The sequence below is a fragment of the Brevibacillus sp. HB1.2 genome, assembly GCF_013332495.1.
GTDB classification, from domain to species: Bacteria; Bacillota; Bacilli; order Brevibacillales; family Brevibacillaceae; genus Brevibacillus; species Brevibacillus porteri.
Map to the genome: position 1 here is coordinate 15267 of NZ_JABMIU010000013.1, position 22810 is coordinate 38076.

The following is a 22810-nucleotide window of genomic DNA, read 5'->3' on the forward strand; positions in this document are numbered from 1 at the left end:
GCTCAGGTGAACCGATATGATATTGAAAAATTTGCGTCTCAGCCTCGTTTTGCTGCTGATTTGCGGCATTGCCTACCCGCTGGCGATGACAGGGGTTGCACAGGTTATCATGCCTGCGCAAGCAAGTGGTAGTCTCATCACCGATGCGAGCGGCAAGGTGGTCGGCTCCGAGCTGATTGGGCAGACCTTCACCGATCCGAAGTACTTCTGGGGACGCATTTCTTCTATTGATAATAATGCGGCAGGCTCTGGCTCGAACAACTACGCGCCATCCAACCCGGCTCTGATCGAACGTACGCAAAAGGATATCGCCGCATTTCTAGCAGCGAATCCTGGCGTGAAGCAGGAAGACATCCCGGCTGATTTGCTGACCAATTCCGCTTCCGGTTTGGACCCGCATATCTCGCCAAAAGCTGCCCAGATACAAGTAGCGCGTGTAGCCAAGGCGCGCAATCTCGAACCGGTACAACTACAGGCACTGATTGAAGCCAATACAGACGGAAGAAGCTTGGGTGTTTTCGGGGAGCCGCGTGTCAATGTGGTGAAGCTGAATTTGGCCTTGGACGAATTGAAGAAGTAAAGATAGAAGGAGGGCTGCGAGATGGTAGAGCAGTTTCGGCGAAAGTCCCCGGAGGAAATCTTGCAGTCCATCTCCAGAATGCACCGGGGCAGGCTGAAAATCATTCTGGGGGCAGTCAGTGGTTCAGGGAAAACCTATCATCTGTTAATGGAAGGGCAGACGCTTAAGAAAAAAGGGATTGATGTGGTTGTAGCTGGCTCAGGTGAGTCCACTCATCCCAAGCTGGCGCAAAAGCGGGAGGGCTTGGAGCAAATCCAGCCAATCATCTGGTATTCTCTCGGGGAAGCGAGACATGATCTGGACGTTGCAGCGATTATCGAACGAGATCCGGAAGTCGTGCTCGTAGACGGTTTGGCTCATCGCAATCGTCCAGATGCCCCGCGACCAACCAGCTTGGACGATGTTCAGTATTTGCTGAACCACAATATAAGTGTGATTGCGACGGTCAACATTTACGAGTTGGCCGGGATGAAAGAGATGGCAGAGCGACTGACGAAGGCAGAAGTGCGGATCGACCAGTGTGTCCCAGAAGATACGCTTGCCATGGCAGACGAGGTGAAGCTGCTTGACGTCACGCCAGAAGCCATCCTGAAACGGCTGCAAGAAGACGATCGCAACCCGACTCGAACCAAGCATCCGTTGTTTCGCAGAGACAATCTGCATATGCTGCGGGAACTCGCGCTGCGTTTTGTTGCTACGGGCGTAAACGAGGATTTGGAGGATTATCGGGAGAAGCACGGCATGGTGGGGGCTTCAGGAGCCACAGAGAAGGTGCTGGTTTCTGCCCAGTATCATTGGAACGGCTCGATATTGGTTCGGCGCGGACAACAGGTTGCCAAGAGACTCGGCGGAGAGCTCTTGGTCGTCTGTTTTCTCCCTTTATCTAAGAAGTTGACGAAGGAAGAAGCGACTTTTAAGAGATCCATCGGAAAGCTCGTGGACAAAGTCGGAGGTACCTTTGAAGAGCAGATGCTTGCACGTGAAAAAGACGTAGCAAACGAGCTCGTCGCCTATGCGATGGAGAATAATGTGACCCGAATCGTCATGGGGCAGTCCAAGCGTACGCGCTGGGAAGAGATATGGTATGGCTCCATCGTTCATAAGATTCTTCGGCAAACGAAAAATATCGATATCTTGATCGTGGCAGATCGTTCTGAGCGGGACGGTGAGCGCGTCATGCCGACCAAGCGAGAACAAGCGGTAACGGCCAATCCGTACCGACGCCTCTCCGATGAGGAGATGCAGGAGGAAATCGGGAAAATCAAGCGTGGGACGCTAAAAGTATATGTAGGAGCCGCACCTGGTGTCGGCAAGACGTACACAATGCTGAGAGAAGGAAACGAGCTCGCCGAAAATGGCATTGACGTGGTGATTGGGCTTTTGGAAACGCATGGACGAAAAGAAACCATTGAGCAGGTAGGGGGACTTCCTCTTATCCCGCGCAAGCGCATTCCATACAAAAATGTGACGCTCGAAGAAATGGACACGGACGAAATTATTCGGCGAAATCCGGAGGTCGTATTGGTAGATGAGCTGGCACATACGAATGTGCCGGGGAGTGCCTATGAGAAGCGATACCACGATGTCGAGAAGATTTTGGCTGCGGGTATTTCCGTCATATCCACGATGAATATTCAGCACCTCGAGAGCTTGAACGACAGCGTCGAGCAAATCACGGGAATCCGCGTGCGAGAGACGGTGCCGGACCATATTCTGCATCAGGCAGATGAGGTAGAGCTGATTGATATTTCACCGAAAGCACTGCGTCAGCGGATGCGGGAGGGCAATATTTACGCGATGGAAAAGGTGGAGCAGTCGCTGACCAACTTTTTCAAAACAGGGAATTTGATCGCATTAAGAGAGCTGGCCTTGCGTGAAGTGGCTGACGATGTCGATGAACGCTTGGAGGCGTGGGAGCGACGAACGTTGCGCGGGCCTTGGCGGCAGCAGGAAGTCATTTTTGTCTGTGTGAATTTGCGCGCAGACAGTGAACGATTGATTCGCCGAGGGTTCCGCATTGCCTATCGGCTGAAGGCGTCCTGGGATGTCGCTTACGTGCAGGATCATCCGTCGCTGACAGAAGAGGAAGAGACACAGCTGGCGAAGCTGAAAGCACTAACAGAGCGGCTCGGAGGTCGTTTCGAACGATACGAAGCCCCTTCCCGACGTAAGGTTTTCACCAAGCTGGTCTTGCATATGAACGAAAAAGGAACGACACAGGTCGTCATCGGGCAGTCGGCGCGGACTCGCTGGAAAGAAATTCTCGAGGGTTCGGTCATCCAGCGATTATTGCGGGAGGTCCGACACATGGATGTGCTGGTCGTGGCCGATCACGCACCCGATATGATGTGAGGGAGGTTAATGATGGGCACAGAAAAAGAAGGGCAATGGGACCAAAGCGTGGCAGACGCCTATAGCCGTTTGGAGTGCCTGATACTAGAGTCAACTAGGGAGGCAGATTTGTTTTCCAGGCTGATACGGGTCTACCTGGAGGAAGAAGAGGTGCGCATACGGCAAAAACTAAAGCGCAAATCCTCACAGCGAATCTCTCGCGTCATGCATGAGCGGGTGGGTGAGTTTTTGTCTGGGCAATTAGCCGGGCTTTCGTTTCAAGTGATTGACGGTCTGTTGTTTATGAAAAAAGACGAACAACTGGTAGGAGCACTCAAATGCATCCCTGATCTCGGCAGCTACGATACGCCGTCTTGGAATGCGACACTTGCCCGTTTTGCCAAACAGTATCAGAAGCGATTCAAGCTGGCGCCAGAGAAGCTGTTGTTCGTTGTCTGCTCGCTCGCAAAAAGCTTGGATGCAGCCCATGCCAAGGCGTTGACCGGAATTGACGTGTGGTGTGGCGCGGCACTAACCACTCCAGCCTATCGGGATGCGTTGCAAGTGTATGTCAACAAATATGTAGAAGTCATGGACGCACTCCCGCAACCTGTAAACCAAGTGTATTTCTTAAGTGCAGATGTCCATCCGAATGCGCTTGCTTGCCAATTGCTACGCGGGGAAAAAGCATCCATGCCAGATCGTTGGTTACAGCCGTCTGTCAGTGATCTCATCCAATTATTGCAAACGAAGCTGTGATATACTTTTAGGGATGTTCATACGATGAATTTCCTTGGGAGGGACTGTTTATAAACGTAAAAGTAGCTGGTATCCCGCATTTCACAGGAGCATATGTCTCTGGTACAGAATTAGCTCCGGACGCGCTTCGTACAGCAGGATTGATCGAGCAGTTGCAGCAGCGTGGCTTGGATGTGCAGGATGTAGGTAATCTGCATCTTCCCGATGATTTGCCGCGCCATAATATTCCACCGGTTCGTAATTGGCCGGCTCCTCGTATGCTTTGGGATGTGCTGCAAAAGGACGCGCAAGAGTGGCTCGATACAGACGACTTTGTCTTGATGCTCGGCGGCGATTGCAGTTTGGTCGTTGCAACGGCGCAGGCTCATCGGGCTATTCATCAAGAGAAAGCGTATCTGCTGGTGCTTGACGGTCATCTGGATGCAGTAGTGCCATCGGCTTCCCGCTGTATTGGGGCGGCAGGAATGGGATTGTGGTTTTTGCTTCAGGATCACGGACAATGGATCGAACCAAGCGGCTGGGATGCAGAGCGAATCCGCCTTGTCGGCTGTCAGCAGATGCCTGGAGAGACATTTGGCGTAGAGGTCATGACCTTGGCCCAGCTCAATGAAGGAAGCATCGTGGAACGAGTTTCTCATCTGCTCCAATCGATTCCGCCTGATGCGAAAATCCTCGTTCATTTCGACGTAGATATCATGCACAAAGACGCGATGGCGGCTGCCTATTCGCCAAGTGAGATTGGATTGTCCCTGTCGGAAGTGGAGGCATTGCTGGCAACTGTCTTACGAGATTCACGCGTGACAAGTATGGAAGTAACGGAATTCTCAGGGGCAAGGGATACCACAGGCGAGTATGCGCGGAGACTGGTAGAGTTGCTCGTCCGGGTACTAGCTGCACGTGTTTAAAGTACTCCCATCCATGAAATAAATTCGATAGCAAGTGAGCTCGGTAATCCTGATTCGTTCAGGCTGTCGGGCTCTTTTTTTGCGTGCTCCTCGTGAACCGAACGATTGTTTCTCGTGAATATAGAGTGAATCTAGGAAAACAAGGAGTGGAGCAGTTATGAAAAAGATGGCATTAAGTGTGGCAGCATTGGCAGTCGTTGTATCAACGGGAATCCTCGTGTCCCCGGCGCTTTTCACAAATAGTCAGGCAACAGTGGTGAATGCAGCACCGTCTGTGAATACTAGCTTGTTTGTCTCGCAAAAGGCTGGAGATCCTGGAATTTTGCAAGCCGCTCAAAATGGATTTGCCCAGCCGCTTGATCTGAAAGTGACCGATCAAGGCTTTACCTTGGAAGCAAAAGAGGTTCTAGCAGACCCGCTGCGCATCAGTATCATCGCCGGGGTAAAAGACAAAGACGGCAAGACAACAGATGTGTATTGGGATAATTTCCACGCCCCCACCCATGAATATCAAGAAATCACGATCAAGGATAAAGCGGGCAAGGTTTTACATAGCTCATCCCCTAATCAAGTGTCGTGGAAAACAAACCAGATAGGAAATTACATCCTGTTTGAACATGAGCTCAGAAGCTATTTTGACGATGGGAACAAGCTGCCGAACGAGCTGGTCGTAGAGTTCCACATGAAAAAGATGGGCAGTACCAAAGGCAACTGGCAGCTGTCGGTACCCGTGAACTTGAAAAAAGCAAAGGCTGCGACGAAAACAGTGGCTGTCAATCAGTCCTATACCTCTGCCCAAGGATTTCAGTTCGATTTGCGAGAGATTACCTTTGCACCGAGTGGAACAGAAGTGGTGATTGATTCGAATAACAAGGACTTCAGCTATCAGCTTGTCAATGAAAAGGGAGTCGTCCTTGGCGCATGGGACTCTGCAGTTGCTATCCATGATGAGAGCATTCAGAAAAACGTAATCAATACGATGAAATGGCGCGAGTCTGCTCCAGTGGAAAAAGGGCTGCGACAATTTCATTACTTCCACGACCTGAAAGAATCGAATGGTCTAACCTTTAAGCTGCAAGCTGTTTATACAGAGGAAGAGCCAGGATTCAGCGTAAAACTGGACCCTGCCAGTGTGGGAGCAAAACCAGTTACGGCAGAAAAGAATGGGACTCGCTTCACGTTTCACAAGGTATCTAAGGGAAGCAGAGAGGATCGCCACAACATCGAGTTTGAGGGGACGCTAGCGGAAGGAGTTGTGGGGATCTTCCCGTTTGATACATGGTACGTGACGGACGAAAAGGGCAAAAAGTACAGTGCGGTATACCATGTCGAGGAATCCGCCAATCAAAATGGAAGGATGAAAGTAAGCGGGAATTTGGAAATCGAGGAGATGAAATCCTTGCCGAAGCAAATGACGATCACCTTTGACAGTATGTTGAAGGAGCATCGCGATGTGAACGTTGAAGTACCTCTTTTGACAGGAAAATAAGATTTTTTTAAAAAGAGGAGAAAGGATTTTCCAGCAAATTCGTATTAGTGGTGAATCACCCAAAACGGAAGCTGCGCAGCATTCCCCAAAGGCTGATCGGTTATAGATGGAGGAGTAGTAAAAATGCCGGACGATCGGGAATTGATCGAGCAAATCCAGGCTGGCCATCATCAGTTGTACAGTCAGATTATCGACAGGTACAAGGGTAAGATCGTTACTTACTTGTACAAAATGATCGGTAACATGCCGGATGCACAGGATTTGGCTCAAGACGTGTTTACCAAAACCTTTTACCAATTGAAAGACTATCGGCCTGAGCACAAGTTTTCTTCATGGCTGTATCGAATCGCGAGCAATCACTGTCTCGATGAAATGAGAAGACGCAAAAGGACAGAGCAGACGGCAATCGTGGAGGAACAGATCATTGATCCAGAGACACCAGAGACCGCCCTGTTAAAAAAGGAACGGGACGCCCATCTGGAACGAAGTATCATGCAACTGGATGAGGAGTATCGCGAGGTATTTGTCCTGCACTACTTACAGCGTCTGTCGTATCGGGAAATCAGCAAGCGATTGTCTCTTACGGAGAGCGCTGTTCAAATGCGCTTGTTCCGTGCCCGTAAAGAGCTGAAGAAAAGCCTGACGAAAACAATGGGAGGGGGAGATGTTTATGACATGCTTCATGTTTAATCAATGGAAGCTCTATGAAAATGGCGAGCTCTCCCCTTCCGAAAGCAAAGGATTAGAGCAGCACGCAGAACAATGCCCACAATGCCAAAGAAAGCTGCAAGAGTGGGTAGATCACATGCTGGAAGAGGAATTTTCCACCTATCCGGAAGTTCCTGTACCCGATACGTTTACGAACGAGGTCATGAGTAAACTGTTCGAAGCGATTCCCACACGTACGGCACGGAAGCACTCCTCCCGAACCAGAAGACAAAGGGGCTGGGATATTGTGAAGAAGACAGGATTGGTAGTAGCAGGACTTACGGCGTTAGTAGTGACAGGAACCGTTGTATCACCGACGTTTGCGAATTATGTGAATAGCTTGTTCCAGATTGAAAAGGATGCGGATAGTGGCATGAAAAATGCCGTCCATAAAGGCCTTGTCCAAAAGCTGGAGCAAAAGGTAACGGATCAAGGAATTACTTTCGAAGCAAAAGAGCTGATGGCTGACTCGATGCGGATTGCGGTCATCTATGATGTGTACGACCAGTCCGGCAAACAGATTGATGAAGAAGACCATATTATGGAGGTTCAATTGATTGATTCAACCGGAAAGGATTGGTTGGAAAAGGTCGGAAAGAGGGATCGAGAAAGTAAGCATGGACAGTTTTTCATCACAGAGCTTCTTTTGAACAATATTTTTGAATCTGTTGAGGCTACTCCGGACCAACTGACTTTACAATTAAAACAGGTAGAGCTCGCAGAAAAACCAGGAAAATGGGCATTGGAAATTCCCATTGATATGAAGAAAGCCAAGGAAGCGACCAAAACAGTTGCTTTCAAGGATACCGTATTTCGATCACCACTGGGACTCAATATTGAAATGAAAAAAGTCGAATTTTCCCCAAGTGCTACGCGGGTCATGCTAGATACAACCATCCCAGAATCAGCTTATGTAGAGAGTCAACGGACAGTGATTCAATACGATAAGGATCATTCGAAAGGCATTAATACCACGCAAAAAAGACGTGAACCTGCTTTTTCGGGAGAGGGTATTGCGTACGAAGTTACCAACGAAAAAGGTGAGGTTGTAGCAGCTTGGGATATGAACTTATTGAATGAAGGACTTAGGGAAGTAAAAAATATACTTCCGGTATCTGGAACTTTCGGCAAAGAAGAAGGCGATGTTATGAAGTGGTGGCATACATTTGCCCCGATACAGGGTGAACAAAAATTAAAGCTTCAGCTCAAAAAAATATACGAGCAAAAACTGGCTTCGTCTAAATTCGATCTGGTTCCAACAGAACGAAACAAGAAAGCAGCCACATTCAAGGATGAGTCAGGCAGTACCTTTACGTTTTCTTCTTTTGCATGGGAGCCCGGTAAAGACGTGGAACCAGGTAAAGCTGTGGTGACAGTAGAGGGTACGTTAGGAAAAGACGTAGTCGAAACCAACTTTTGGTCTGCAAAGGATGAACATGGGAGCTCCTACCAAGCGGACTTGGATGCAGAATACAATAGAGACAAAGACGGACGCGTACACTTTAAAGGCACGTTGGAGATTCCGCGCATGGAGCAACAACCGAAAAATCTCTCTGTATCTTTTACTGAATATACGGTGGAACACGACGTGAATTGGGAAGTACCGATTGAAATCAAATAGATGAAAGACAGACAGGGGAAGAGGGCTGACAGAGGCCTCTTCTTTTTTTATTTGAATAACTGATTCTAGAATTTTTTAAAAGTAGAGAAAGGTTTTCCTATTTATACCGTATTAGCTTATGATTCAACCAAAACGGAAGCTGCGCAGCATTCCCCGCTGGCTTGATCTGTGATAGATGGAGGAGTAGCAAAATGCCGGACGATCAGGAACTAATCGAGCAAATCCTGGCTGGCGATCATGAGCAGTACAGACAAATTGTCGACAGATACAAGGGCAAGATTGTCGGCTATTTGTACAGGATGATCGGCAACATGCAAGACGCACAGGATTTGGCTCAAGACGTGTTTATCAAAACCTTTTATCGTTTGCACGACTATCGGCCTGAGTATAGGTTTTCTTCATGGCTGTATCGAATTGCGAGCAATCATTGTTTCGATGAAATGCGAAAACGCAAACGAACAGAGCAGGTAGAAATCGATGAGGAGCAGCTAATTGACCCAGACACGCCTGAGACGACTTTGTTGAAAAAGGAGCGGGACGCCGAACTGGAGCGCAGCATCATGCTGCTGGATGAGGAGTATCGGGAGGTATTCGTCCTGTTTTACCTACAGCGACTGTCGTATCGGGAAATCAGCGAGCGACTGTCCTACTCGGAGAGCTCCGTTCAGATGCGTTTATTCCGCGCCCGCAAAAAGATGAAGGACAGCTTGACGAAAACGATGGGAGGGGGAGCTATTTATGAAATGCTTCATGTTTAATCAATGGAAGCTATACGTAAACGATGAGCTTGCCCCTGCCGAGAGCAAAGGATTGGAGCAACATGTGGAAAATTGTCCACAATGCCAGAAGAACCTGCAAGAATGGGGAGAAGGCATGCAGGATGAGGATTTTTCCACCGTTTTGGAGGCTCCTGTACCCGATACGTTTACAGATGAGGTCATGGATAAGCTGTCTGATGCAGTTCCTGCACGTTTTAGGAGAAAGTGCTCCTCCCGAACCAGAAGACAAAGGGGTTGGGATATTGTGAAGAAGACGGGATTGGTAGTAGCAGGACTTACGGCATTGGTGGTAACAGGAACCGTTGTATCACCGACATTTGCGAATTATGTGAATAGCTTGTTCCAGATTGAGAAGGATGCGGATAGCGGTATGATAAACGCCGTCCATAAAGGTCTTGTTCAAAAGCTGGAGCAAAAGGCAACCGATCAAGGAATTACTGTCGAGTTAAAAGAGCTGTTGGCTGACTCGATGAGGATCGCAGTCATCTATGATGTATACGACCAGAGCGGCAAGAAGATAGAAAACCATATTTTGAATGCGAAGCTGATGGATCAGAACGGGAAGAATTGGTTCGAGGATGATGAAGGAGATAATTGGGGAAGTCATGGAGAGTTTTTCATCACAGAGCGATATTTGAATGAAATCTTCGAATCATCTGAGGCTATTCCCGACAAACTGACCTTACATTTAGAACAGACAGAAATCGCAGGTAAGACAGGAAAATGGTCATTGGAAATTCCGATCGATATGAAGAAAGCCAAGGAAGCGACGAAAACGGTTGCCTTCAAGGATACTGTTTTTAAATCGCCGCAAGGGCTCGGGATTGAGCTGAAAAATATCGAATTTTCCCCGAGTGCGACACGGGTCATGCTGGATACCACTTTCCCAAAATCAGCTTATTTGGACGTTGAACGAACGTCGATCCTGTACGATCAGAAAAATCCGCGAGGCTCCATTATCACAGAAAAAGAGCGTGATCCTGCTTTTTCGGGAGAGAATATGATGTACGAAATCACCAATGAAAAAGGGGAAGTGGTAGCAGCTTGGGATATGAAATCATTGGATGATGGGCTTGATAACAAGGAGAATGTTCTTTTCACACCGAGAACAGAAGAAGAAGCGGAAGAAGGACCAGAAGGCGATGTCTTGAATTGGTGGCATACATTTGGCCCGATACAGGGAGAACAAAAATTAAAGCTTGAGCTTCAGAAGATTTATGAGAAAAAACTGGCATCGCCTAAATTTGATCTGGTTCCAACAGAACTAGACAAGAAAGCTGCGACTTTCAAGGATGAGACAACAGGCAGTACCTTTACATTCTCTTCTTTTGCATGGGAGCCAGGTAACGGCGAAGATCTAGGTGAGGCCGTAATGACCATAGAGGGTACATTAGGAAAAGGCATAGTTGAGAACCACGATTGGTTTGTAAAGGATGAAAATGGGAAGGCTTACTCTGCGGGAGTGAGTACGGAAAGCACCAGAGACAAGGACGGACGGGTACAGATCAAAGGCAAGATCACCATCCCACGCTTGAAGCAAGAACCGAAAAAGCTCACGGTATCCTACGCTACCTATATGGTGGAACATGACGTGAAGTGGGAAGTACCTTTTGAAATCAAATAGTTCAAAGAAAAAGAAGAGGCCGACAGTGGCCTCTTCTTTTTCATCACAGGAGCTGGTTTTTATGATTTGTGTACGTAAGGCCCCAACTGCTGACGAGTAAAGGTATAACGCGAATTTTCGTCCTTCAGCCACATATTCCCCTTCACAATAAGAATGTACACCGCAACGATGAAGTAGCCCGTTCCGATGACCCAGTCTGACGTGGTTACCATGCCAGTAGAGATGATATGCCGGATATACCATACCCCGATCGGGATGTGGAAGAAGATAACGGCGAACAAGCCCGGATTGTAGAGCGTTTTCGCTTTTAAATTCGCAAAAACGCCATGCCAGATAAACTGGAAGAAGCCCATGAGAATCGGTGCCAAGCCGAGCCAGACGACCATCGGGAAGAAGAGGGGAACTAGATAAAAGATATAGGCAATGACGAGGTTGATGATCATCGCAGACTGTGGATTCAGCGGGTATCGTTCTGGATGGCTGCTTTTGAAAATCAAACTATTAAACAGTCCGGCAAAATATCCCGGCCAACGGTACTCTTCATACTGATGCACAAGGATGGCGATGAAGCTTAGCCACAACAGCCGCTCAATAGCAGGAATGGTGCTCCATTGAATCATCAAATACAGACCAACGCCAATTGCCACTAACAGACCGAGATCAGACCAATATTTTCGCAAAAAGTCCATCTGTCTCTCCCCCTATTTCCTATTTTTCATGAAAATAGCGTGCGAATAACAAATCAATCTGTTGTTCTACGGAAGCGACCTCGATGCCAGCGCCAGTAGACAATATCGACTTGAGCAAGGCTGGCAGAAAAATCGCTCCAAACAGCTGCATGATCATCATCATGAGAACTTCGTGGTTTTCTTCGTGGGTCATTTCCTTCAAAACTCCCTCAATCTTCACAAACCCGATGCTTTTTAGGAATTGGCCGTACTCATATTGCGAGGTAAATACAGCTCCGCCCAGCGAAAAGATTCGGGAAACCAGCTCGGGATATTGCTGGATGATCTGCACGTAGCTCATGAAAAACTGCTTGAGTCGTTCTTGGGGAAGCAGAGATGTGTTTTCCAAGATATCAAATGTGGCTGTAAAGCTTCCTAAAAATGCACTGAGGGCTTCATTAATGAGCTTATCCTTGGAACCGAAATAGTAGTTAACCAAAGCTACGTTAGTACCAGAGTCGGCTGCGATTTTCCGCACCGTCACACTCTCTAAGCCCTCCATCTTGATCAAATCCAGTGTCGACTGCAAAATTTTCGCTTTCGTTTCGCTGTTTTTATCTACCTGTGACATGACCAACCTCCTTTTTATTGGAAGCAAAACGTTTGTGTTAAACGATGTTTTAAACATTGTTTAATTGAATAGTATCACTTTCCAACTGAGAAGACAATGATTTCTTGGCACATCAGCGGAGCTTTTCGCGTATACCTAATAGGCAATGGGAAAGAGGTGACCACATATGAGCGGATGGCTCGCACTCCTGCTCGTTTCCCTGGCCATCAGCATGGACAGTGTCAGTGTAGGATTGACGTATGGTTTACGGAACATGAGAATGCCCTTTTTGTCGCTCGTCGTCGTTTCCGGTTGTTCGTTTGCTGTTGTATATGGTGTCATGCTTGTAGGCTCATCCCTCACCGAATGGTTAACCCCCGAGATCGGCAAGTATATTGGTGCCGCGGTCTTGATCCTCATGGGTTTGTTTACACTGTGGCGGCTCATTGCGACACGTTCGGGGACAGAGGCTCAGGAGTCTACTGCTGCGAGCAGCGGTGCCGTTGTAGCCGCAGAAAAACAGGAAGAGCAGGAACCCATCGTATTATTGTCGCAGTTCCGCATTTTTGGTGTCATGATTCAGATTTTAAAAGACCCCTCCAAAGCCGACGCTGACCGCTCTGGGCATATTATGGGCTGGGAGGCCGTCATGTTGGGGCTTGCCCTGTCTTTGGATGCTTTCGGGGCAGGCATCAGCCTTACGTTTTTGGGATACTCGCCACTGCTCGTCGCTCTCTGTATCGCGGTGATGAGTGCCTTGCTTCTTGTGGTAGGAATTGCCCTCGGCAGGCGCGCAGGAAAAGCCAGCTGGTTGACGCGACTCACCTGGCTGCCGCCGATTTTGTTGATTTGCATTGGTGTAGCCAAAAGCTTGAAATAACCGACAAACCAATCACAAACCCGTCCAGATAAATGGACGGGTTGTTTTATTTTCTAGCTCGTCTGCATACACATGAAAAGGAGTGAGATGTGGATGGAGGAGATGTAGGTGGATACACAGCCAATTCGAAAATGGTACACGCTGGCGGCGGCCGACGTGACCGAAGCCCTTCATAGTGATGCTGCGCAAGGGTTGACTCAGCAGGAGGCGGAGCGGCGACTGGCTAAACAAGGTGCCAACCAGTTGGCTGAACAAAAGCGAAAGCCTCTCTACTCGGTCTTTGTTGATCAGTTCAAGGATTTTATGGTACTCATCCTGTTCATCGCAACACTGATCTCATACTTCCTCGGAGAGTACCTGGATGCGATTGCGATTATCGCGATCATCCTCATTAACGGTATCCTCGGTTTTATTCAGGAGGCCAAGGCTGAGCGATCCTTGCAAGCGCTGAAGGAGCTGGCATCCCCGATGGCGCGCGTTATCCGGGGCGGGCATATTTCCATGATACCGGCTTCGCGGCTGGTACCTGGTGATCTGGTGCAATTGGAGGCCGGGGATCGTGTTCCCGCAGATTTGCGTTTGCTTTCGGCCAATCGGCTAGAGGTGGAGGAGTCTGCGTTGACAGGGGAGTCTGTCCCCGTCGGTAAAAACGTGAAAAGACTGGAGACAGCCCAGGCATCTACTGTACCGCTTGGCGACCAAAAAAATCTCGCGTTCATGGGCACGATGGTGACCGGAGGAACAGGGAGCGGCCTCGTTGTAGCGACAGGGATGAGCACGGAAATTGGGAAAATCGCGCACTTGATGAATACAGCGGAAGAAGCAGAAACCCCTTTGCAGCTACGATTGGAGCAAATGGGCAAAATTCTCGTGGTCGTTGCACTGCTGTTGACCATTGTGGTCATCGCTGCTGGTGTCTGGCATGGTCATGAGCTATTTACGATGTTCCTCGCCGGGGTGAGTCTCGCAGTGGCGGCGATTCCGGAAGGCTTGCCAGCAATTGTGACTGTCGCGCTAGCGCTTGGCGTCCAGCGTATGATCCGGCGCAATGCGATCGTACGCAAGCTCCCATCAGTCGAGACATTGGGCTGCGCCTCTGTCATTTGCTCTGATAAAACAGGCACCCTGACTCAAAATAAAATGACCGTTACGCAAGTGTGGCACAGCGATTCCACGTATGAAGTGAGCGGTAGCGGCTACGCACCAGAGGGAGCCTTTCACTATCTAGGGAAGATGGTATCTCCCGCCCGTGACGGAGCGCTCTCGCAAATGATCCGAATCGCAGACCGATGCAACAACGCCCGATTGACATGCGAGGAGCAAAGCACGCGCAATTTGCTTGGAATGGGCAAGACGTCACGCTTTTGGCAAGTCGTAGGCGACCCGACAGAAGGTGCTCTCAAGGTGCTTTCCGCGAAGGCATTGGGCGGCAATACAGAGCGTAGCAACCAGAAGAATCAGGGACAGCGTGTGGAGGAGCTCCCCTTTGATTCTGACCGCAAAATGATGTCGGTCGTTGAAAAGGGGACGGACGGTGTGTATTCCCTGCTGACCAAAGGCGCAGCGGAGGCATTGCTGGCGAGATCGACACACGTTTTGTGGAAGGGAGAGCTCATTCCACTCTCTGCGACGCTTCGCCACCAAGTACTGGAGCAAACGGAAAGGATGGCAGGCAAAGCGCTGCGTGTACTGGGCTTCGCGTATAAGACACTGCAAGGCTATCGCCCGGGACAGCCGATCGGCACCCTGGAAAACAATCTCGTCTTTGTCGGATTGGCCGGGATGATCGATCCACCACGTGAAGAGGTGCGTCCAGCGATCAATCTGTGCCATCAAGCAGGAATCAAGACGGTCATGATTACAGGCGACCACAAGGTAACAGCAGAGGCAATCGCCCGGCAGATTGGCTTGATGCGTGGCTACGGAGAGGTGCTGGAGGGACGTGAACTGGACAACATGTCAGATGAGCAGCTCGCAGAGTATGCGGAGCGAGTGACTGTCTATGCCCGTGTATCCCCTGAGCATAAGCTGCGGATCGTCCGTGCGCTGCAAAGCCAAGGCCATGTTGTTGCCATGACCGGAGATGGTGTCAATGATGCTCCTGCGATCAAGACCTCAGACATTGGGATCGCGATGGGGATTACCGGTACAGATGTGACGAAGGAAGCGGCCGACCTCGTGCTCCGCGACGATAACTTCGCCACGATTGTCGCCGCCGTCGAGGAAGGGCGTAACATCTATGACAACATTCGAAAATTCATCCGTTATTTGCTGGCGTCCAACGTAGGCGAAATTCTCGTTATGTTTTTTGCAATGCTCCTCGGGCTTCCTTTACCTTTGGTTCCGATCCAGATCTTGTGGGTCAATCTCGTGACAGATGGTTTACCGGCCATGGCGCTGGGCGTCGATCAGGCGGAGAAAGATACGATGTATCAGAAGCCGCGCAACAAGGCAGAGAACATATTCAGCCGGGGGTTGGGCTGGAAAATTATTAGCCGTGGCTTCCTCATCGGGGCCATGACGCTCTTGGCGTTCTGGCTGACTCTCAAAGAGAATCCGAATGACTTGGTGCATGCCCAAACTGTCGCTTTCGTCACGTTGGTTATGGCGCAGCTGATTCACGTTTTCGATTGCCGGAGTCAATACAGCGTTTTTCACCGCAATGTATTTGAAAACAAATATCTCGTCTGGGCCGTACTTTCGTCGATCGTGCTCGTGATCGGTGTCGTATACATGGAGACACTCCAGCCGATCTTCAAAACAACGGATCTGAATCTGCGGGATTGGGCATTAATTTTAGTCGCGGCGGGAGTTCCTACGTTTGTCGCGGGAATCGGTGGGGTGCTTACCAGCGGCAGACAGCGCACAAGCAAAGAGAAACGCCCAGCTATGCGTACGGTTCGTCCTGACTAACCGAGCCGCCAAAGGGGAGAGGAAGCCATTGTGCGCTTGAGAAGGGGAGGATGGAAAAGACGTAGAAGGAAAATTTTCGCTGGGATCCTGCTGATCATGGTGGTATTGATCGTTTTGTTTATCGTTGTGGAACGCAGGGTAGAGCCGACGTTGATGTTGATTGCCCAGGCCAAGGCAGAGCAGGTCGCCAAGCTCGCTATTACCGATGCAGTCACCAAACGCATGTCCCAGCAGGGTCTCGACGTCAACGAAGTTGTCATTATGGAGAAAGACGAGAATGGCAGCATCAAAGCGGTGAATTTTAATTTCAAAGAGTACTCCCGGATTGTGGGAGAAACGACAGCCCGTATTCAAAATCGCTTGAAGGAATTCGAGCAGGAGCACGTCCGCACAACCATACCACTAGGCTTGGCTACCAAAAACGTCTTTCTGGAGCACTTTGGGCCTGATATCCCGGTGTCGTTCGTTCCGATTGGAGCCGTCAAAACGAAGCTGGAAACAGGCCTGAAGCAAGCCGGGATCAACATGGTGCTGGTGACTGTCTACATTCACGTCGAGGTCGATTTGCGGGTCATAATCCCGTTTGCGACCAAGCAACAGACGGTCACCACACAAATCCCGGTCTCCGAAGCCCTGATCGTCGGCAAGGTACCGACTTATTTGTACGATAACCCGTCAGGCAAGCCCGATGTGCCGATGCCACGAAACAACCAAATCCCAAGCCAGCCGTGATGTTTTTCGCTTATACGCGAACGATTTACACATCTATGAAAAATTTATTGAAACGTTTCTGAAATGGTGCCGTCCAATGAATAGAGACACACAAAAACAAGCAAGAACATTGGAGGCGTAAACAACATGAAAACAATCCGTACAGGCATGATGACAATCGCGGCACTGGCCGTTTTGGGAACTAGCGTGGTATCTGCAACCTCCGAACCAGTAAAAGAACTTTCCGTTAACATTAACGGTCAAGCAATCGCACAAGATGCGATCTTCGATAAAGGTCAACAAACCGTACTGGTTCCACTTCGTCCCGTTGCTGAAGCCCTTGGCTTCAAAGTAAGCTGGAACGACAAGGAAAAAGCAGCAGAAGTGCAAAGAGGCGCGATCACCAGCTACGCAAAAGAAGGAGAGGATCGCTATCCTTTCGCAAAAATGTACAAAACATTGGGAGCGGAGCCGCGTGTACTGAATGGCAGTACATATGTGCCAGTTAAATTCGTAGACGAAATCCTACAAGCAGAAGTGAATGTAACCGATGATGCAGTAACTGTAGTGGAAGACGAAATCGCTCCTATGCGTACAGGTACCATTACTAACATCAGCAAATCCGACAAAGGCTACTCGGTTACACTGAACATTTACGAGTCTGGCATCATCCTGCACCTGACGGAAGATACGAAAATCACGGATGAAGCAGGTAAAGTACTGAAGCCAGAAGACTTGAAGCTGGGTATGGCTGTAGATGCTACTACCGAAAAATTCATGGCGATGAGCATGCCGCCACAAACGAGTGTGCTCAGCATCACGGTAAAGGGCGGCCTGGAGACTCAGGACATCCTGGCAACAGCGGGAAAAGTAGCGAGCATCTCTGCTGATAAAGATGGCAACTACAAAATGCTCGTAGAGGGTCGCGGTATTACCGAAACCTCCCAAGAAAAAATCAACCTGAACATTACCGAGAAAACGGTTATCATCAATGCACGAGACAACAAAGTACTCTCGCCTGCAGATCTGAAAGAAGATATGCAAGTAGTTGCCTTCTACGGCCCAATGATGACAAAGAGCCTGCCGCCTATCGGCACTGCTGAAAAAATCGTAGTAGAATAAGAGAAAGAACGGGATGGCATTTGCTATCCCGTTTTTTGCGTTCATGACTAGATCGGGTATTTCATACAGATGACGCGACCGAGTTTTTCCGTCTCTCTTTCCTCGTAGACAACAAAACCGTATCTCTCGTAAAAAGGTACGACCCGGCTATTCTTCTCCAAAACGGCCAGATGCAGAGAGGTGTAGCCGTTTTCCCGGTACCAGGCGATTAACGTATTCAGGAATTCTTTAGCGTAACCATGGTTTTGGTAAGCATTGTGCAGCATGATGAGACCTAGCCAAGGGTGGCCATCTCGCGGATTACACAAAATGAACTGGGCGATCCCGATGATCTCGGTACCATGGACTTCTCTTATCGAAAAGCTGTAGGAGTCCGCAAACGCCAGATTATCTTGATGGTCATCTGCTATTGTCTGTAAAGTGACGACCCGTTGTCCAAAGGCAAACTCCATATAATCGGGGTTTGAATTGTACACCGTCAGCAGCTCGGGGAAATCGTGTTCCGTGACGGGCTGAAACACCAATCGAGCGCTATGGGCTGGGAAGGGAGTAGTGCTTGGCATGTCAAAAGCTCCTTTCAGTATATTTTATATTCATCTAATTAGATAATATTCTAATTTAATAAAATGTCAATTCGAATGATGATAAGGGAATTCCCTGATACACTTTCTTTTATGGAAACTTTACAATAACGATAGAATGATTGTCTCAAAAGGAGGAGCGCATGGGTACGTCGAGTGAAGTGCTCTCCCTGATGCAGTCCATCTTTGCCAACGCTAGCGATGCGATCCTGGTAATGGATCATGAGGGACGAATCGTAAAGGCCAATGCTGCGTTGGAGCAGATGACGGGCTGGACAGAAGAAGAGCTGATTCGAGATAAACATATTTGCGAGCTGTGTCTCGGAATGGCAACGTGTATGGAAGAAACGAGCTGCACGGATTGCTTTTTTAAGCGCGTGCAAATGCCTTCATTCGAGATGAGGCTTCGAACGAAATCGGGTGTGGATTACCCTGTCGCTGCCAGCTCTGCGAGACTAGAGGATGAATCGCAGGGGAAGCTGGTCATGATTTTGCGTGATATGTCTGCGCAACAGCGAGTGGAAAAAGAGCGCTACCAGTACAAGCTGACGAATTTTGCAATCCAAGCACAAGAAGAAGAACGAAAGCGCATCGCCCGGGAGCTGCATGATGGCGTAGGGCAGGCGCTTTATAGTATTTTAGTGGGACTAAACGTAGTCAGACAACGAGAATTGAGCGAGCCGGTTATGCAGCATGTCACGGAATTGGTGAATATGACTTCCAAGGCGATGGAGGAAGTGAAGCGCATGGCGCTGGAGCTGCGTCCGTCTGCACTGGATGATCTCGGTTTACTCCCTGCATTACGTTCGTTGATGAAACGGGTGGAAAAGACGTTTCACATCCAGGTGGAGCTGCATGTTCAGGGGGAGAAACGCAGATACTCCGCTGCGATGGAAACAGCGTTATACCGGATTGTACAGGAAGCCATGACTAATACAGCAAAATACGCAAAGGCGAGCCATCTGGGAATCATGTTCGAGAATAGGGAGAAGGAAATTGTCGTCACGATTGTGGATGACGGCGTAGGGTTTGAAGTAGAGAAAACATTGAACATCGGCAAAGGTCTCGGTGTGTTTGGCATGAAGGAGCGTGCCCAGCTGCTTGGTGGTACCGTTGATATTCGCTCCGCACCCGAGGAAGGAACGACGGTGATCGTCCGAATTCCGGTGCCGAAGGAGGGGGTAGGGAATGACCATTCGCGTCTTGATCGCTGATGATCATGCGATTGTACGCTCTGGGCTGGGGATGCTGATCAACGCCCAGGAGGACATGGAAGTCGTCGGTTATGCAGCTGACGGAAAAGAGGCATGTGAAAAAGCATGGGAAGTCCGGCCCGACGTCGTTTTGATGGACTTGAGCATGCCGCCTGGGGAAAACGGCTTGACGGCAACTGCCAGACTGAAGGAAACGGCACCCGACATTCAGGTGCTCGTGCTTACGATGCATGATGACGAGGAATACCTGTTTCGGGTACTCCAAGCGGGTGCTGCTGGCTATATTTTAAAAAGCGCCCCTGACCTCGATTTGATTGCGGCGATCCGTTCGGTCAATCAGGGCATGGCCTATTTGTATCCATCTGCGACGAAATCTCTGATCGAGGAATTTCTGCAAATGGTCAAGAACGGTGAGGAGCAGGCCAAGTACGACATCCTGACTGATCGGGAAAAAGAAGTGCTGGTCTTGATTGCCAAGGGCTTTAGTAACAAGGAAATTGCGGAGCAGCTCACTGTTTCCGTCAAGACGGTAGAATCGCATAAAGCGCATATTATGGAAAAGCTCCACTTGCGTACACGCCCTGATTTGGTGCGGTATGCGATTAAGAAGGGCTGGCTTGATTTTGAGTAGAGTACGATCTCTTGTATTTAGTAAACCAAAGACGATCCCAATAAGGGGTCGTCTTTTTTTGTGTCGAACCTGTGACCAAAAACGGTCATAAAACGGTCGAAATCAGGGGTTTCCCGGAACATTTTAGGGGATTTCCCCGAATTACTTCAAAGGGTCCCAGCGGTAAAATGAAGGCGTGAATACTACACCGCGCCCATGAGGCACGTAGGAAAGGAGAAGAGCGCGATGGAGACGCAAGTTGACAAGGCGGAGAAAGGCAAGAAATCTAAATCCAGCAAGCTGCAAACGAACCAGGAAGACTTGAAGGGAACGTTTGTCGCGGTTCTGATCGTCGGAGGTATTATTCTAGTCGGTTGGTTGGGTGTATTCGGGCTTTTCCTGGATAGGGCGTAATTAGGAAGTAAAGGAGGGTACTTATGCATTTGCATCGATATGAAAAAATCTGGTTGATGCTTGGCGCAGGTGGTTTGGCCTTATTTATTGTATTGTTGTGCGTCAATGCGTTTGCCATGGGGATGGCTCCGCCAAGTAATATGGAAATGATTGATCCGGAGAAGGTTACGGAGACGCCTCCTTTTGATAAACCAGGCTTGAAACAGGTAGGAGACAACGAATACGACGCTTACATGACAGCATTTGCGTTCGGCTTCGCTCCGACCAAGATGGAAATACCAGTTGGCGCAACGGTGAATTTCCACGTCACGAGTCCAGACGTTATTCACGGATTCCAGATTCCAGAGACCAACATTAACTTCATGGTTCTGCCTGGACACATCAGCTCGGCGACACACACGTTTGACGAGCCAGGTGAGTATTTGATCCTTTGTAACGAATACTGTGGCGCAGGTCATCAGGTAATGGCGACCACGATTATTGTGAAATAAAGGTAGGTGAATCCTATGGTAATCGCACGGAAGATCGACGATACACTCCCCCATGTTCCGGTTCAGCGTTCTGCGGCAACACTTAGTTTGGCCTATGTGTGGGTAGCTTATATTGCATTCGGATTGGCAGCTGTGGCAGGGATGGTACAGGGCATGGTTCGCGGTGGAATCATGGAACTGCCGAGCTGGACAAATTACTATCAAATTTTGACCGCCCACGGCGTATTGATGGCACTTATTTTTACCACGTACTTCATCGTCGGATTTATTTTCTCAGGAGTCGCCCGCACAACAGGTGGTTCCTTGCACGGAGCCGCTCTAAAATTTGGATGGGCCGGCTGGATTCTCATGACGGTAGGGACGTTGATGGCTGTTGTCACTATTCTGCTGAATGAAGCCTCTGTCCTTTATACGTTCTACGCACCACTGAAAGCATCTCCGTACTTTTACATTGGTTCTGCCTTGCTCGTAGTAGGTAGCTGGCTAGCGGGATTCGGGGTTTTTGCCAGCTATCGTAAATGGAAACGTGAAAATAAAGGGAAAATGTCCCCGTTGTTCGTCTTCATGGGTGTGACTACCTATGTCTTGTGGATTACAGCGACAATTCCTGTAGCGGTTGAGGTTCTGTTCCAACTTATCCCGTGGTCACTCGGGCTGGTTCCAACGATTAACGTCATGCTCAGCCGTACGCTGTTCTGGTTTTTCGGTCATCCACTCGTTTATTTTTGGCTACTGCCTGCTTATATGGCGTGGTATGTATGCTTACCAAGAATCATTGGCGGTCATGTCTTCAGTGATTCGCTCAGTCGACTTGCCTTTCTCAGCTTGCTCTTGTTCTCCATCCCAGTCGGGTTCCACCATCAATTGATGGAGCCAGGAATTTCGCCAGCATGGAAAATGATACACGTGACATTGACGCTGATCGTCGTTATCCCGTCGTTGATGACAGCCTTTTCGATGTTTGCGGTTTTTGAAACGACCGGACGTAAAAAAGGTGGTGTTGGTCTTTTCGGATGGTTGAAAAAACTGCCGTGGACAGATGTACGCTTCTTCGCTCCATTTGTTGGGATGCTGTTCTTCATTCCTGGCGGAGCTGGGGGAATTATTAACGCAAGTAACCAGATTAACGCGGTCGTACACAATACGATTTGGGTTACGGGTCACTTCCACATCACCGTAGGAGCTGCGGTGGCGCTCACTTTCTTCGGCGTCAGCTTTTGGCTGATACCTGCATTGACTGGACGTCAGTTGACCAAGACTGCGAATCGCATGGGAATGGTACAAACGGTATTCTGGGCAGTAGGAATGTTCCTGATGTCGCTCGCCATGCACGCAATGGGCTTGCAAGGGGCTCCGCGCCGCACAGATTACACGACGTATATGGACCACCCGTTAGCTTTGGGCTGGATGGATTATCAACGTGTAATGGCGTTTGGTGGCGGACTGCTGTTCGTATCCGCGATTCTCTTGATCGCCATCTTGCTGTATCTGACTTTCTACGCACCAAAAGGGAATACAGAATATCCGATTGCCGAGACAGAGACAACGCAAGAGGTTCCAAAAATTTTGGAGCGTTGGCCTGTATGGATCGGACTCGTTGCCTTCCTGATAATTCTCGCCTACGGTTATCCGATTTTGGAACAAATTCAGCACCAGGCACCAGGCTCGCCGCCTTTTGTGACTTGGTAAGACGATACGTACGAAAAAGCCGCTCATTCCGTTTGGAAGCGAGCGGCCCTTCTTTTTTAAAAAAGCTCTAGCGCTGCCAATTCGGTAAAGGCAAGAATCAGATACCCGATT

General features: G+C 49.1%; 21 protein-coding genes. 18 read left to right on the plus strand and 3 right to left on the minus strand.

Annotation, left to right across the window (positions count from 1 at the left end):
• The first annotated feature begins 16 nt into the window (after nt 1-16).
• The 9 genes from kdpC to HPY28_RS23500 all read left to right on the plus strand — a co-directional run bounded on the left by kdpC (nt 17) and on the right by HPY28_RS23500 (nt 10796).
• Complete coding sequence (kdpC, locus tag HPY28_RS23460; protein WP_174231525.1) at nt 17-580, plus strand: potassium-transporting ATPase subunit KdpC; 564 nt, start codon at nt 17-19, stop codon at nt 578-580.
• Nucleotides 581-601: 21 nt separating this feature from the next.
• On the plus strand, nt 602-2932 hold the full coding sequence (locus tag HPY28_RS23465) for a universal stress protein (RefSeq protein WP_174231526.1): 2331 nt from the start codon (nt 602-604) through the stop codon (nt 2930-2932).
• Between the two features lie 12 nt (nt 2933-2944).
• Nucleotides 2945-3670 (plus strand): hypothetical protein, encoded by a 726-nt coding sequence (locus tag HPY28_RS23470; RefSeq protein WP_174226296.1) that lies wholly within the window; start codon nt 2945-2947, stop codon nt 3668-3670.
• Nucleotides 3671-3720: 50 nt separating this feature from the next.
• Nucleotides 3721-4575 carry an arginase family protein gene (locus tag HPY28_RS23475; RefSeq protein WP_174231561.1) on the plus strand — a complete coding sequence of 285 codons (855 nt, stop codon included), beginning with the start codon at nt 3721-3723 and terminating at the stop codon, nt 4573-4575.
• A gap of 157 nt (nt 4576-4732) precedes the next feature.
• Nucleotides 4733-6064, plus strand: coding sequence for a DUF4179 domain-containing protein (locus HPY28_RS23480; protein ID WP_174231527.1), 1332 nt, complete (start codon nt 4733-4735; stop codon nt 6062-6064).
• 123 nt (nt 6065-6187) lie between these two features.
• Nucleotides 6188-6754, plus strand: coding sequence for an RNA polymerase sigma factor (locus HPY28_RS23485; protein ID WP_174231528.1), 567 nt, complete (start codon nt 6188-6190; stop codon nt 6752-6754).
• Nucleotides 6735-8393, plus strand: a complete 1659-nt coding sequence (locus HPY28_RS23490) for a DUF4179 domain-containing protein (protein WP_174231529.1) — start codon at nt 6735-6737, stop codon at nt 8391-8393. The genes HPY28_RS23485 and HPY28_RS23490 overlap by 20 nt, the downstream gene beginning before the upstream one ends.
• Nucleotides 8394-8584: 191 nt before the next feature.
• Nucleotides 8585-9151 carry an RNA polymerase sigma factor gene (locus HPY28_RS23495; protein ID WP_017247189.1) on the plus strand — a complete coding sequence of 189 codons (567 nt, stop codon included), beginning with the start codon at nt 8585-8587 and terminating at the stop codon, nt 9149-9151.
• Complete coding sequence (locus HPY28_RS23500; RefSeq protein WP_174231530.1) at nt 9132-10796, plus strand: DUF4179 domain-containing protein; 1665 nt, start codon at nt 9132-9134, stop codon at nt 10794-10796. Before HPY28_RS23495 ends, HPY28_RS23500 begins: the two co-directional genes overlap by 20 nt.
• A gap of 59 nt (nt 10797-10855) precedes the next feature.
• Here HPY28_RS23500 and HPY28_RS23505 read toward each other — a convergent pair whose 3' ends face one another.
• Nucleotides 10856-11485, minus strand: a complete 630-nt coding sequence (locus HPY28_RS23505; protein WP_174231531.1) for an HXXEE domain-containing protein — start codon at nt 11483-11485, stop codon at nt 10856-10858.
• A gap of 19 nt (nt 11486-11504) precedes the next feature.
• Nucleotides 11505-12095, minus strand: coding sequence for a TetR/AcrR family transcriptional regulator (locus tag HPY28_RS23510; RefSeq protein WP_174231532.1), 591 nt, complete (start codon nt 12093-12095; stop codon nt 11505-11507).
• Nucleotides 12096-12261: 166 nt separating this feature from the next.
• Here HPY28_RS23510 and ytaF point away from each other — a divergent pair, with 166 nt between their 5' ends.
• The 4 genes from ytaF to HPY28_RS23530 all read left to right on the plus strand — a co-directional run bounded on the left by ytaF (nt 12262) and on the right by HPY28_RS23530 (nt 17700).
• Nucleotides 12262-12954: a sporulation membrane protein YtaF gene (ytaF, locus tag HPY28_RS23515; RefSeq protein WP_017247193.1), complete on the plus strand. Its 693-nt coding sequence runs from the start codon at nt 12262-12264 to the stop codon at nt 12952-12954.
• 108 nt (nt 12955-13062) lie between these two features.
• A complete protein-coding gene (locus HPY28_RS23520; protein ID WP_017247194.1) occupies nt 13063-15867 on the plus strand; it encodes a calcium-translocating P-type ATPase, SERCA-type in 2805 nt (934 codons plus the stop codon).
• Between the two features lie 30 nt (nt 15868-15897).
• Nucleotides 15898-16599 carry a sporulation protein YunB gene (yunB, locus tag HPY28_RS23525; protein WP_017247195.1) on the plus strand — a complete coding sequence of 234 codons (702 nt, stop codon included), beginning with the start codon at nt 15898-15900 and terminating at the stop codon, nt 16597-16599.
• Between the two features lie 126 nt (nt 16600-16725).
• Nucleotides 16726-17700, plus strand: a complete 975-nt coding sequence (locus HPY28_RS23530) for a copper amine oxidase N-terminal domain-containing protein (RefSeq protein WP_017247196.1) — start codon at nt 16726-16728, stop codon at nt 17698-17700.
• A gap of 47 nt (nt 17701-17747) precedes the next feature.
• Here the strand turns inward: HPY28_RS23530 and HPY28_RS23535 are convergent, their stop codons facing one another.
• Nucleotides 17748-18263: a GNAT family N-acetyltransferase gene (locus tag HPY28_RS23535; protein ID WP_017247197.1), complete on the minus strand. Its 516-nt coding sequence runs from the start codon at nt 18261-18263 to the stop codon at nt 17748-17750.
• Nucleotides 18264-18424: 161 nt separating this feature from the next.
• Between HPY28_RS23535 and HPY28_RS23540 the strand changes: the two genes are divergently transcribed.
• The 5 genes from HPY28_RS23540 (at nt 18425) to HPY28_RS23560 (ending at nt 22699) form a co-directional block, all read left to right on the plus strand.
• On the plus strand, nt 18425-19495 hold the full coding sequence (locus tag HPY28_RS23540) for a PAS domain-containing sensor histidine kinase (RefSeq protein WP_026042944.1): 1071 nt from the start codon (nt 18425-18427) through the stop codon (nt 19493-19495).
• The gene (locus HPY28_RS23545) at nt 19470-20126 is read left to right on the plus strand and encodes a response regulator (protein ID WP_017247198.1); all 657 of its coding nucleotides are present in this window, start codon (nt 19470-19472) and stop codon (nt 20124-20126) included. Before HPY28_RS23540 ends, HPY28_RS23545 begins: the two co-directional genes overlap by 26 nt.
• 225 nt (nt 20127-20351) lie before the next feature.
• Nucleotides 20352-20519, plus strand: coding sequence for a hypothetical protein (locus HPY28_RS23550; protein WP_017247199.1), 168 nt, complete (start codon nt 20352-20354; stop codon nt 20517-20519).
• A gap of 23 nt (nt 20520-20542) precedes the next feature.
• Nucleotides 20543-21010, plus strand: coding sequence for a cytochrome c oxidase subunit II (locus tag HPY28_RS23555; protein WP_007726119.1), 468 nt, complete (start codon nt 20543-20545; stop codon nt 21008-21010).
• 15 nt (nt 21011-21025) lie between these two features.
• Nucleotides 21026-22699, plus strand: coding sequence for a b(o/a)3-type cytochrome-c oxidase subunit 1 (locus tag HPY28_RS23560; protein WP_173624126.1), 1674 nt, complete (start codon nt 21026-21028; stop codon nt 22697-22699).
• The last annotated feature ends 111 nt before the right edge of the window (nt 22700-22810 follow it).